This is a genomic window from Collinsella aerofaciens (assembly GCF_002736145.1).
In the GTDB taxonomy this organism is placed as follows: Bacteria; Actinomycetota; Coriobacteriia; order Coriobacteriales; family Coriobacteriaceae; genus Collinsella; species Collinsella aerofaciens_A.
In genome coordinates, this window is sequence record NZ_CP024160.1 from 1643290 (window position 1) to 1656387 (window position 13098).

The window sequence follows — 13098 nt, forward strand, 5'->3', positions numbered from 1 at the left end:
GGGCTAGTTCGCCTCCGGCCAGCCCACGACGTCAAGCACGTCGAGGACGGTATCGTTTGCCTGCTGATTTTTGGCCTGCACGGCCTGGACGTCGATATCGAGCCTGTATGAGCCGCCGCGCGCGGCATCGTGGTAGTCGCCCACAAATCGCAGCGAGTCCATGAGGCTCTCCGTCATGGCGCCGGAATCGAGCACGCCCCCGCGTCCGGCCAATCCGCGGTAGTAGTACCACCCATCGCCGCCATCGATCCACGGGGACCCCTCGCCCGCGTTCACGTGAAAGGCGACGTTGCCCGAGGCGTCCGCACTCGTACCGTCGGGCGCCACCGACGTCATGCGCAGGCGAGCGCGAACGTACTCAGGCTGCGCGCCGGCGTTCTCCACGCGCACGATGCGGCTGATGTCAGAGCCCCCGGCCTCGGTGTCGGGATAGTCCCCGTGCTCGTCGGCCTCAAACGGAATCTCCTCGCCCTGCTCGTTTAGGGTGTATTCGCAGACTCGTACCTTCACGCTGCCAAACGATAGGACGTTGTTCGCCGGAACCATATCAACGGTGAAAGCCAGCGTGCCACACAGGCACGCCAGGGCCAACAGCGCCATCGCGGCAAGCGCCAAGGTGCGTTTCTGATTGTCGGAAAGATTGTTGAGCATTACGTTCGCCAATCGTCAATCAAAGGGGGACCGAGATCCCGACCCGAAAATGGGGATGGGGAGCGGGCCGGGATCTCGGTGGAGGGGGTTGGATTACTTCAGGTGGTTATTCGGGTCGTTAACCCAAGCCTTGGCCTGCTCGATGGCGTTCTGGGCATCACCCTGATCAGCGCCGAAAATGTAGCAGGAGACCGTCATAGCGGGATCGGTGACGACATCCGTGCTGTTCATAGCAGCCGGGATATGCACGGTGCTGAACAGCTCACCGGTGTAAGCGGCCTTGCCATCAGCGGGAGTAAGCTGGGCGGGCTGGCCGGTGCCACCAGCGGTATACATAAACAGACCGCTCACGTACTGGCCACCGGTGCCGTTGGTCGTCACCTGGTCATCAGCAACCGGCTTCCAGTTATTGTTAAGCGTGAAGTACGGGGTCTTGGCAAGCGCGCCTTCACCGTCCTTCACGATGGCGTTCTTGACGTAGATGAACACATAGGACTTATCAGAGTCCTTGCCGATACCGACGTTGGGGTTCTTATTGATGTCGGTGTCGGGAATCATCTTGGATTTATTGGTCCAGTTGGTCTCGAACAGATAACCATCCACTGAGGGGTTCGTGGGATCAGTGCCGGGCTTGTCCGGATGATCGGGGTCGGGCTTCACATCGGGCTTGTCGATGCTGCCAACCGTGAACTCATTCTTCACCTGATCGGTTGCCGACAGCCATGCGTAGGTGCCCACGCCGGCGGCCAGTACCAGCAGCAGCAAGGCGGCAATGATGCCGTAGCGTTTTTTCTTCTTGCTTTCCATCGTTCTCTTCCTTTCGAAAATCGACTTCCCCGGCAACGGCCCTTGCCGTTGCCGACACCTCTCCCCTGCCGCTATGAACGCCGCTCCCTCGCATGCGTGCGGGCATGCTTGTCCGCAGGCTCGTCGGGAACCATCCGATCGAGCACTATCGACGCCGCGACCAGCAGCGCCAGAACGGCCACCACAACAAGCAAACCGGGCATCGTCGTGCAATATGCGTTAACGAAGCCCAGGTAAGGGACACAAAAAGAAACGACACCGATCACGCGTGAAAAAGGCGTCTGCTCGGCGTCGTGCATGATGGTTCCATCTGCATTTTTGTTTGCGATTCCCTGCGTGCTGATCGTCCGCGCCACAGGGTCGACCTCATATACCTGGTGCGTCACCACGGCGCCGTCGGATCGGTAAAAAGTTACACTGTCGCCCGCGGCAATATCCGTCGGCTCAACTTGGCGAACAAACACCATGGAGCCAACGGGCAACTCGGGCTCCATAGAGCCCGAGAGCACGGCGAAGGGCATGTAACCAAATGCACGGGGAGCGAAAGAAACGACGGCAAGGGCTATGACAAGCGCGAGCGCCATGCCACTAAGAAGTGAAATAAATCGTCTGAATCCGCGCGCCATCAAAATGATTATTTCATCCCCATCGAAGCTACATTCGATCCCTTCAAGGATCAGACACTTTCCTCAAACAGCGCAAGGCCCTTAAAAATTAGGTTCGAAAAAAGCCAATTTGAAATCCTTTTGTAGTAAAAACCATAGCGATGTCCTACACGTTTATCAACGTTTTAGCGCCAAATGCTACTATTTTTGGCGTAAGCGGTCATTTATACACATATTCGTCTGCTTTGTCCCATACCCGCGGCTAACCCCCCCCTGCGCAACTTCTTCACAGAGGGTACAATATTTGCATAGCTCAGATATCGTACCCCCCCCCCCACATTAAATTTAAACTGCTTCAGGTACCATTTATTTTCAACCCCCCCTTCTTCGGTAAGCTCCATGCGCCTTGCCCAACCGCCGCTCGACGGCATGCCGAAGCCCGCCGCAACTTGAGCCGCGCAAAGAGAAAACCCGGGTAGCCAAGTTGTTTGGCTACCCGGGTTTTTGGGTTGTCGATATGTTCGACTGGCTACTAGTGGGTCTTGCGGCGCTTGATCAGCATGATGAGGGCTATCACTACGAGCGTTGCTCCCGCTGCTGCTGCGGTGGCGACTAGGGCGAATGTTTGGTCGCCGGTGTTTGCGAGGTTCTTCGCTGTGGTCGTAGTCTTGACCTTGGTGTCGGTCTTAGCTCCGTTGTCGGACTTGGGCTTGTCCGGGTTCGTCGGGGTCTCAGGAGTCTCGGGGTCCTTTGAGCCTTCGGAATCGGTTGGGCCGGCGGTGTTTACCAGCGTATGGTCCAGGAACTTCTTGGCGCCCGCACTTGCCTGTGAGAACAGGCGGCGCGTGCGGATCGGGGTGGCGTTCACCGTTGTGGGCGCCGTCTCCTCGGCCTCGATATTCACGAGCGTCGTGCCGGTGTCGAGGCCCACGTCGTTGTATCCCACGTGGCAGTAATACTGCGCACCGTCATCGTCTGCGGTCAGGTCAATCTCGAGCTTTGAGGCCGTTCCAGCCGCGAGGTTGCCATCGGCACCCACGAGCTTAAACTCTGTCTCGCCGCGGCCCTTGCGGTACCACATATAGGTCGGTGCCAGCCCTGTTTCGCTATCGTCGGCACCGAGTTGCTTCACATGGCCAATCGCCGAGAGCGTCAGGTGGCTTCCCGCCGTGCGCTCAACCGAAGAGTCGTATCCAAAATCCGGCCCCTCCGCAGCATCCGCCGCAGGTCCGCTCACGGTCATCGTCATGCCATCGGGCATGGTCTTGACCGTGATGATTGCCGAGCGAATACCTGTTTCGGTCGTGGATCCATTCTTAACGGCGGCGATGGCGAATCGATACTCCGTATTGGGCTGCAGCCCATCCCACTTGAGCGAGGTCTGCGTGTTGTCGGCAATCTTCCAGCTATTGACGACCGCATCCGCCGCATTGCTCTGCAGCATGCCCACGCCGTAGCTAAAGCCACTCTTGTTTGCGAGTACATCGTCCCAGCTAAACGTAACGCTGGTCGAATCGACGGCGTTTGCCGTAAAGCCCGTCACGGCCGGCGCGTCGGGCATCTCGACGTCCTTAACGTCATAGCCCACGATCCAGAACTGGTCGGTGTCCTTGGTGCCGAGCTTGTCGCCCGAGTCTGCCTCGAACTTGTCGACATCCACCGCGTTGACGCCCAGACGCCACACAAAACCGTACTTGCCCTGCGCGGCCTCGGGCAGGTTGTCGACGGTGCCGCCGTATTCGGTCGATTCACTCGAGGAGTTACCCGTAGTAAAGCCGGCGTTGGCACCAAAGCACAGGCCGCCAAACAACTCGTGCTTTGCGAGCTTCGCGCCCATGACAACGCTGCCGTTCAGCGTCAAGCCGAGCTCGAGCTCCTGCTCCTTGCCCTCCTCGACTTCGATGGTCTGCTCAATGCTCGCCCCCGACTGCGCGGCGGCGCCGTTAAACCCATCGTGCGTGTAGGCGCGCGTTACGCCAGGCTTGCCCAGGCCAAAGGAATCCCCAACGGGAGTCTCGCCGTTGAGCGTCGTTTGATAGGTTCCGGGTTCTCCCGACCGGTTGGTCAAAAAGTAGCTGAGCGGCGTCATATTGTGCTGTTTGGCAATGCGGTCATAGGCCTCGACATTAACGACCGAGGTCTGCGCGCCGAGCGACACGGGCGCCGCCATCACGCCCTTGCCACCAGTTTCCTCATTTTCGATCTCATACTCGTAATAGACCATCGGAATCGTGTAGAGCACGGCCTTGTCACCCTCGCCGGCATGCGACTCATAGCTTACGCTTGTGCTGACCGTGCGCTCGCTCCGGTAGTCATAGCATCCCTCGGCGGCAAAATCGACTGAAGCATTCATCGCGACCAGGGGCGGACCGGTCTGCACCTCGACGGCAACGCCCAACTCGGCGCCAATGGTATAGCCCTGGGATGTCCCCGTGCCCTTTTCCTCTCCGTATGACGTGCCGCCCAACACCAGATAGCCGTATGCCTGCTCCAGATCCTCAACATAGGGCGCATCCTGCAGCACGGCAAGCACGCGCGGGTTGGTATAGACCTTGTAGCGGTCCTTGTACGTGATCTTGACGCTGTCGTTGTCGACATCGGGCAGCGCGAGCGAGATAAATGTGCCGTAGGTAGTGCCGCGACGGTTGCTCTCGCTAATCACCTGCTCCTCGCCGCGGCGCACCTTTCCGTTCTCGTCGAGCGAAAAATGCGAGGCGGTCATCCAATAGTAGTCATCGTTCTTGCGCAGGTCCTCGTCGCGGTGCTTGCCCACCACGGCGATAAAGCTCTCGTTATAGCGGTCCGAACCCGAGACGCTGCCCGCCTTGACGTCGCTGATCCACACCTGCTCTATACCCTTGTGGTCATGCTTGTTGCTGCTGTTGTATTGCTGACCGCTCATGCTCATGGTTCCGACCATGGACCCCAAGCCCTGAGCCCCGCTCTGTGCCGTGTTGCAGGCAAAGTCGCGGAACACATCGCCGCCCACGAGCACCTCGTCGACCGCCAGCTGCTCGGACAGGCCGTCAAGGTTGGCAGTGGCAAGGGCAATAGGCGCCAAGGTGCACGGATAGCGCTTATCCTGAACGCTATCCTTCCATGCGCTGTTGGGCACATGCATCAGCCCATAGGAGGCGAGGAGCCCGTCTCTGTATTCCTTGCAATCGGAAAGCTTGAACTCGCCAGACTCCGAGTCAAAATACGCGTAGCGGTACAGCGCGCCGTACAGCCCCTTGCTGCCGTCAGAAGCGCCGTAATCAAAAGCGCTGCGTTGCCAGTCATAGCCCGCAAGAATAAGGCCCGTGACGGTTTCACCCGTCTTCTTTCCTTCTTCATCGTAGGCGGCAAACGTGCCGAACGTCGCATTCGCAGCGACCATGGTCTTGCCGTTCGCGGAGAGGGAGATTGCGCCCGCGTCGCCCAGAGCATCGACATGGACGAGCGCACCCTTGGATGCATCCCACGAAAACAGCTCGCAATGCGTCGACTTATCAATATTCTTCTTGCCGTAGGGTGCCGAGACCACGATGGCGAGGTCATCGCAAAAATCGCGATCGAGGTCGCCGGCCGCTAGCGAAACGACAGGAGCTGACTGAAGCTGCGTCCAGGAGTCGCTCCCGCCCTTGTTGTGCGTGGTGTAGTCCGCGGCGTTACCGGCATCGATCTTGACGACGCTTTGCTTCCAGTTGCCGCCCTCCAAGTCATACATGTCGACTACAGCCTTGCGCACGCCGTTCTCGTCGACATAGCAGCCCGCGTAGACAAAAAGCTCGTCGACGCCGTCGCCATCGACATCGCCCGCCTCGACATCAAAGACGGCGTCGTGCTCTTGCAGGTAACCGGCATCCAGGTACTTAAAACGGCCTTCGTACATCATATTAGTGTTGACCGTCACCGGCAGGTGTGTGTCGAGAGTGCGCGTACGCCCGTTGCTAAACGAGTAGAGGACCAGCTCAACCTTTCCGGCGTATGACTTGCCGTCAATCGTCGTGGAGGAACTGTCGCCGTAGGCACGGAGCTCGGCAACGCGGCTCTTTTTGCCCGTGCTGGCGTCGCTGCAGAACTCAACACTCGTGGCGTGAATGCCCGAGAAACCGTTGTTGTCGTTGGCGAGTACTGTTGAGGACTCATTGTTGCTTAGGTACGACCAGGTGCCGCCACCGTAGTCGCTATGCTTGTAGAGATCGCTGTTCGTATCGAAGTTGTTGACGTTTTGCCAGAACTTTGCGGCGCCCCACACACTTCCATAGCCATCGGTGAGTTTGCTGCTGCCGCCAATGTCACCGCGCTCGACGTTCTCGAGCTTGTCGCGCAGAGTGTAGCGATTGCCATGGCTACCGTTAGCTGCCATATAGACCTCGCTGCGCGTGGCAAACGTCGTGGGGGTATCAGTGGAATAGGGGCCAACGGTATCGGCCGGAATGTCCTCGCTCGTGCCCAGACCCAGGGCTTGATAATCCTGCTCGGTCATATCGGTGATTGCGGGCGCGTCTGCCGCCTGGGCAACCTGGGGCGTGGCCGTGAAGCAGGCGACGCTCGTGGCGATCAACGCAGCAAGCGCCGCCGTCCCAACAAGCGGGATTTTCGACAGCCTACGGATACGGGAGTGTGGAACGTACATGAGGGACCTCGCTTTATTCGAATGGAGTGGACTCATTTTTGCAAATGATACGTCCGATGCCCGATATCACGTGTCTCATTTTCGCCAACGGCGTGTCTCATTTTTGAGAATCCGAGATGCCGCGGAAATCTTATCCCAGCTCAAAGGCCATTTCTGGGATGTATTTTCCGTCGAGTGCCTCATCGGGAAACTGCATCCCATTTCAAGCGTCGATTCTGGGACGCACTTTCCCCTTAGACCCTCAACCGGAAACCGCATCCCACTTTGAGCGCAAATTCCGGGATGCATTTTCCGCTTGAGCCTCATCGGGAAACGGCGTCCCACTTTGAGGGCTGATTGTGGGATGCATTTTCCGTTTTTGCTCTCATTGGGAAAATGCATCCCGTTTCTTGACCGAATAATGGGACGCAATTTCCCGTTGGAGCGCCTTTGGGAAAGTGTGTCCCACTTCGACCGCCCAGAGTGGGATGCACTTTCCGCAAAGCACCTCAACGGGAAACTACGTCCCATTCCAAAGGCAAATTCCGGGACGCATTTTTCGAAAGCCTGCCCATCCGGAAAGCCCGTCCCACTTTGGACGCATCCGGGCACGGAACCATCGACCTATCAGGCCTCCCATCAATAAAGAGGCGTCCTCCCGGACGGCGGGGCACGAAGTTCATCGCGAGTTCCGCACGCAAAGAAGGCCACTTAATGTGGCCTTCGTCTTGCGCAGGACTGTAGAGCAGGGAACTTCGTGCCCCGACGCCCGGGAGGACGTTTCATTTAGAAAGATGGACCAATCGCCGTCAGCGATGGGAGCTACTCCCCCAGCACGGCCTTTTTGGCGGCTGCAGCCATGTTGTCCAGATCCTCCTTGGTGGGGTGATCCTTTGCGGCAACCCAGTTGTCGAGCAGCATCTTAAATCGGGCGTTGTCGGGATCTTGCTCGAGCATGGCCTCGTAGCGCTGCTTGACCGCGGGGCCCATCTTGCCCTGGCACATCGCCCAACCCGCAAGCTCGGCATCCCCAGCCAAATTGGAAGTTACGCGGTCGATAATCTGCTGATAATAGCTCTGGTCGGCCCCAAAACCGCAGGTGCCAAACAGAAAGACGCGCTTGCCGTGCAAGGCGGAGAGCAACGCCGCGACCGAAGGCGTGCACGCGCCCTTGTCGCACCAAAAACCGACGAGCACTGTGTCGGCCGCGCAGGCGCCCTGCGCCTCGAGCGCAACCTGATCTGCATCCGCATCGTCGCTCAACGCCGCGGCATGGACAAACTCAACGCCCGCAGCCTGCAGAGCGCGCTTGATCGCGCCCGAAACCATCCTGGTATTACCGCTCTTGCTGTTAACCACCAAAGAGCACGTCATAGTCACGTTGCCTCGTTTCCCCCAAAACTAAAGCCACTAATGCAATTTATTAGATGAATATCTTAGTACTAACGTGACAGATGTAAACCACCGTCTGTCGATTGATTAATTTGCCCCACGGGCTTGCTCACTGGGCGAATTGGCTGCGGTAGAGCTCGGCGTAGAAGCCGCCTGCCGCCAGCAGCTCGTCATGCGTGCCGCGCTCGATAATCTGGCCGTCGCGCATCACCAGAATGCAGTCGGCGTTGCGGATGGTGCTCAGGCGGTGCGCCACGACAAAGCTCGTGCGACCAGCCATGAGCTCGTCGAATGCCGCCTGCACCTGCAGCTCGGTGCGGGTATCGATGCTCGACGTTGCCTCGTCCAGCAGCAAAATCGCCGGGTCGGTGAGCATGACGCGCGCGATGCACAGCAGCTGTTTTTGACCCTGGCTAAACGTGCCGCCGTCCTCGCCGATCACTGTGTCGTAGCCTTTCGGCAGCTGCACGATAAACTTGTGCGCATGCGCGCGCTTGGCCGCCTCGATAACCTGTTCGCGTGCGGCATCGGGACAACCGTAAGCGATGTTTTCCGCCACCGTGCCCTCGAACAGCCAAGTGTCCTGCAGCACCATGCCAAAGGCACGGCGCAGGCTTGCGCGCGTGTAGTCACGCGAGGAACGGCCATCGACCGCAATGCGACCGGCATCGATATCGTAAAAACGCAGCAGCAAATTGATGAGCGTTGTCTTTCCGCAGCCCGTGGGGCCAACGAGGGCAAAGCGCATGCCGGGCTTAGCCTCGATGCAGATGTCCTGCAGCAGCTTGCGGTCGGGCACGTAGCTAAAGTCCACATGCTCAAAGGCGACCTCGCCCTGCGGCGCGGCAAGCTCTACAGCGTCCGACGCGTCGGGCTCCTGTTCGCGCGCATCGAGCAGCGCAAACATGCGGCGCGCCGAGGCGTACGCGGTCTGGATCTGCGTAATGACGTTGGTGACCTCGTTGAACGGCTTGGTGTACTGGTTAGCATAGGACAGGAAAATCTGCACACCGCCCACCGTAAGCGCCGCGGGCACGCCCGTGATCACGCCCGCGCAGCCGATCACAGCGACCACGGCATAGATGATGTTATTGATAAAACGCGTGCCGGGGTTGGAGAGCGAACCCATAAACTGCGCGCACTCGCCCGCGGTGTAAAGCTCGGCATTGAGGGCATCGAAGCGCTGCTGAGCGTGCGGGCCGTAGGCGAAGGCGTCGACAAGCTTCTGCTCGCCTACGTACTCCTCGATATGACCACCGAGCTGCCCTTGAATACGCTGCTGCGCCGTAAAGCTCTTGTTGGAGAGCTTGGCAATAGCACCGGCTGCAAAAATGGAAAGCGGCGTGACGAGCACCACCACGAGCGTCATGGTCAGGTTAATAGAGAGCATAAACGCGAGCGTGCCAACGATGGTGATAACGCCGGTAAAGAGCTGGGTAAAGCCCTGCAGCAGACCGTCGCCGACCTGGTCGACGTCGTTGACCACGCGACTCATAAGGTCGCCGTGGGCATGGCTGTCGATAAAGCTGAGCGGCATACGGCTGAGTTTGTCGCTCGCCTCCACGCGCATGTCACGCACCGTCTCGTAGGACAGACGGTTGACGCAGTAGCCCTGCAGCCACTGGAAGGCCGCGGCTCCCACCACGACGAGCGCTAATTTGGTAACGAGCGGCAGCAGCGCATCGAAGTCCACCTGCCCGGTGGCGACGATCAGGTCGATGCCCTCGCCGATGAGGATGGGCGTGTAGAGCTGCAAGATCACCGAGACAGCGGCACTCACAAACGATGCCGCAAACGAAATGCGGTGCGGTCGGACATAGCCCAGCAGGCGGCGGGTCACCGCGCCCACGGGATAGCGCTCGGGATCGCCGGGCTGGCGCGGACCGTCGCCCAGGTCGTTAAGGTTATCGTTACCGGACACATTGGCCGTCATCGTGGCGACCGAACCGGAAGAAGTATACGGATTCATCTAGCAGCCCTCCTTTGCGCAGACGGATGCGGGGACGGTTGGGGCAGACGCGGGCGCCGCACTCCCCTGCTGGCCCTCGAGCTCCTCGCGGCGAAGCTGCGACTGGCAGATCTCTCGGTAGAGCTGGCAGCTTGCATACAGCTCGTCATGCGTGCCCAGGCCCGCAACCGAGCCGTGATCGAGTACGCAGATCATGTCGGCATCGCGCACGGTCGAGACGCGCTGGCTCACGATGACGGTCGTGAGCGGCAGCCCGCCCTCGGCGGCACCGCGCACGCTACGCTCGCGGACGGCATGGCGAAGCGCCGCGTCGGTCTTAAAGTCGAGCGCCGAGGCGGAGTCGTCCATGATCAGAACCTGCGGCGAGCCCACTAAGGCGCGCGCGATGGTCAGGCGCTGGCGCTGGCCACCGCTAAAGTTCTTGCCGCCCGCCTCGACCGGGGCGTCGAGCCCCTGCGGCTTGTTGCGCACGAACTCGCTCGCCTGCGCCATATCGAGCGCCGCCCAGAGCTCATCGTCGGTCGCCGACTCGTCACGCCAGGTCAGGTTGCTGCGAATGGTGCCGCTCACCAGCGACGTGCGCTGCGGGACGGTCGCGACCACATGGCGCAGCTGGTCGAGCGGCCAAGTGCGCACGTCGGCACCCATCACGCTCACGCTGCCGGTGCCCGCATCGTACAGGCGCGGGATAAGCGAGACGAGCGTAGACTTGCCGCTGCCCGTGCCGCCGATAATGCCGAGCGTTTTGCCCAGCGGCAGCTCCAACGTCACATCGCTCACGGCATTTGCCGCGCCCACGCCAAACGAAAAGCTCGCATGGTCAAAGCTCAACGCAGGAACGGGAGCGACATTGCCCGGCTCGGGCAGCGCGACCGGCTCGTTGTCCTCGTCAGTGATGCTCGGCACGCAATTGAGCACCTCGTTGATGCGCGACGCGCTGGCGCTCGCCTTGGTAAAGACCACGACCAGGTTGGCAACATACACGATGGAGGTGAGGGTCTGCGTCATGTAGTTCACAAACGCCATGACCTGACCCTGCGTGAGCTCGCCCACGTTGACCTGGATGCCGCCGACCCACAGGATGGCGCACACGCCCAGGTTCATCACAAGAAACGTGACGGGGTTGAGAATCGACGAGAGCTTGCCCACCGCGATGGCAGTATTGGCCTGGTCATCGGCGGCCTGCGCAAAGCGCTCGCGCTCGTGATCTTCACGCACAAACGCACGGACCACGCGAGCGCCCGAAAGGCCTTCGCGGCAGATAAGCGCGATGCGGTCGAGCTTTGCCTGCAGCTGCTTGTAGTACGGAATACAGCGCGCCATGACAAACCAAAACACCAGGCCAATGGCGGGCGTGCAAATCAAAAAGATGATGCCGAGCTTAAGGTCGATGGCAAGGGCCGCGCACATGGAGCCCACCGCTAGAAAGGGCCAGCGGATGAGCATGCGCACGCCCAGCGCCACGGCAAGCTGCACCTGGTTGACGTCGTTGGTGATGCGGGTGATAAGCGACGGCGTGCCAAAGCGGTCGAGCTCGGCATAGCTCAGCTTATTAATGTGCTGGTAGAGCGCGCCGCGAATGTCGGTGCCCATGCCCTGCGAGGTGAGCGCCGCCATCTTTTGACAGACGAGCGTAAACGAGATGCCGATCACGGCCATGGCGGCGAGCACCACGCCGTAACGGACAACGGCGTTGACATCGTGCGCGCCGATGCCCTTATCGATCATCTGGGCAATCACCAGCGGCGTAAGCAGGTCAAAGATCACTTCAATCAGCTTGCACGCAGGGCCAATCACCATATACCGGCGAAACTTACCACCAAAACGCCTGAGCAGCTCAATCATAAAAAGGCGCTCCCTATCATCATTCACACTCAATTCGAACCATGATAGTACGGTGAGCCCAAAAGAAGCGTAAACAACTCGTCATTTCTAACGGGATTCAGTTTTCAGAGGGGTATACGCGCACGCCCGATCAATGGCGGGCAAACCGCCTGATATACTTACATTAGTGCTACCAGCTGAGTCGCCAACCCTTGAAATGAGGTGCCGAGATGAACGACATTCTCGCAAGAAGAGCAAGACGAGCAACCGTGGGCATCGCCCTTTCCGCGGCACTTGTCGCGGGAATCGCCCCCGTAACGGCGATCGCGGCAGAAACCAGTTCCCCCACCGGCGCAGTTGCCTTGCAGACGGAAGATGCGGCCGCCGCAAAAGAAAAAGCGTATGCAGCCATGCAGGAAGCGCTCAAAAACCTCGAGGCCGCAAAAGACGCCGCAAGTCCCGAGAAAATTGCGAGATTCAATGATGACATTGCCCGTTTTCAAGAGCTCCACGACAAGATGGCGGCGCAAGCCACCGAATTGAGGGAATCCCTTCCCACCATGCAAGCGGACGTCGATGCAGCCCAAGCCAAATACGACGAGGCCATCAACCGGGTAAGCGAGCTCCAGGCAGAATTAAAGGCACTTGAAGCACTCGGCGACGAGGAGCCCAGCATAACTATTAAAGAGCATATTAAGCAGTTGCGAAGTGAGATCATGGCGGCAAAAGCGCAAGAAGACTCTTGCGAAACGGAGCTCCGCGAGCGCCGCGACGGCCTCAAAAAGCAGGAAAGACGAGTTAATGACTGTGAACTTGCTGCAGAGAAATATAAAGCCCATATCGACCAGTTCATAGCCTGGCGAGATGCGCTCCTCGACAATTTGAAAAAAGCGCAAACGGCCTATGACGACGCCTGCAAGGCATACGAAGAGGCAAAGGCCGCGGCAGACAAGGCCACCTCGCCCGAGATAACGCAACCGACCGAGACGACGCCTCCCTCCAACTCGGCGCAACCGGCCGAGGCGACACAGCCCACCGGCTCGTCCGCGACCGGCAAAAATACCCCGCCAAGCTCCATCAAGCAGGCGAACTCGAGCAGCGGCAAGCAAGCAGATACGACCGCTGGCAAGCTCGCGAACACGGGCGACGCAGCGCCGAGCGCAATCGTACTCGCAGGAATCGCCGCCGCAGGCCTCGGAATAACCGCCACGGGTGTACGCCGCCTCAAGAACTCAAAATAGCCGCCAGAG

The 13098-nt window shown here is 59.5% G+C and carries 8 protein-coding genes; 1 reads left to right on the forward strand and 7 read right to left on the reverse strand.

Annotated features, from left to right (window positions below):
- Window positions 1-3: 3 nt before the first annotated feature.
- From CSV91_RS07200 to CSV91_RS07230, 7 genes are all read right to left on the reverse strand, one after another.
- Window positions 4-651, reverse strand: a complete 648-nt coding sequence (locus CSV91_RS07200; protein ID WP_099432351.1) for a hypothetical protein — start codon at window positions 649-651, stop codon at window positions 4-6.
- A 93-nt stretch (window positions 652-744) separates the two neighbouring features.
- Complete coding sequence (locus tag CSV91_RS07205; protein ID WP_099432352.1) at window positions 745-1458, reverse strand: SipW-dependent-type signal peptide-containing protein; 714 nt, start codon at window positions 1456-1458, stop codon at window positions 745-747.
- A 71-nt stretch (window positions 1459-1529) separates the two neighbouring features.
- Window positions 1530-2084 (reverse strand): signal peptidase I, encoded by a 555-nt coding sequence (locus CSV91_RS07210; protein ID WP_099432353.1) that lies wholly within the window; start codon window positions 2082-2084, stop codon window positions 1530-1532.
- A gap of 511 nt (window positions 2085-2595) precedes the next feature.
- Entirely contained in the window at window positions 2596-6684 is a 4089-nt protein-coding gene (locus CSV91_RS07215; RefSeq protein ID WP_099432354.1) for a fibronectin type III domain-containing protein, read from the reverse strand.
- Between the two features lie 801 nt (window positions 6685-7485).
- A complete protein-coding gene (gene bilS, locus CSV91_RS07220) occupies window positions 7486-8037 on the reverse strand; it encodes a flavodoxin family protein BilS (protein ID WP_099432355.1) in 552 nt (183 codons plus the stop codon).
- 127 nt (window positions 8038-8164) lie between these two features.
- A complete protein-coding gene (locus CSV91_RS07225) occupies window positions 8165-10024 on the reverse strand; it encodes an ABC transporter ATP-binding protein (protein ID WP_099432356.1) in 1860 nt (619 codons plus the stop codon).
- Window positions 10025-11869: an ABC transporter ATP-binding protein gene (locus tag CSV91_RS07230; RefSeq protein WP_099432357.1), complete on the reverse strand. Its 1845-nt coding sequence runs from the start codon at window positions 11867-11869 to the stop codon at window positions 10025-10027.
- 209 nt (window positions 11870-12078) lie between these two features.
- On the opposite strand from CSV91_RS07230, the gene CSV91_RS07235 reads away from it, so the two are divergent.
- Window positions 12079-13089, forward strand: coding sequence for an LPXTG cell wall anchor domain-containing protein (locus CSV91_RS07235; protein ID WP_099432358.1), 1011 nt, complete (start codon window positions 12079-12081; stop codon window positions 13087-13089).
- The last annotated feature ends 9 nt before the right edge of the window (window positions 13090-13098 follow it).

Coding starts and splice junctions, on each gene's coding strand:
- CSV91_RS07200 (WP_099432351.1), bottom strand. CDS start 651: ATGCTCAACAATCTTTCCGACAATCAGAAACGCACCTTGGCGCTTGCC.
- CSV91_RS07205 (WP_099432352.1), bottom strand. CDS start 1,458: ATGGAAAGCAAGAAGAAAAAACGCTACGGCATCATTGCCGCCTTGCTG.
- CSV91_RS07210 (WP_099432353.1), bottom strand. CDS start 2,084: ATGGCGCGCGGATTCAGACGATTTATTTCACTTCTTAGTGGCATGGCG.
- CSV91_RS07215 (WP_099432354.1), bottom strand. CDS start 6,684: ATGTACGTTCCACACTCCCGTATCCGTAGGCTGTCGAAAATCCCGCTT.
- bilS (WP_099432355.1), bottom strand. CDS start 8,037: ATGACGTGCTCTTTGGTGGTTAACAGCAAGAGCGGTAATACCAGGATG.
- CSV91_RS07225 (WP_099432356.1), bottom strand. CDS start 10,024: ATGAATCCGTATACTTCTTCCGGTTCGGTCGCCACGATGACGGCCAAT.
- CSV91_RS07230 (WP_099432357.1), bottom strand. CDS start 11,869: ATGATTGAGCTGCTCAGGCGTTTTGGTGGTAAGTTTCGCCGGTATATG.
- CSV91_RS07235 (WP_099432358.1), top strand. CDS start 12,079: ATGAACGACATTCTCGCAAGAAGAGCAAGACGAGCAACCGTGGGCATC.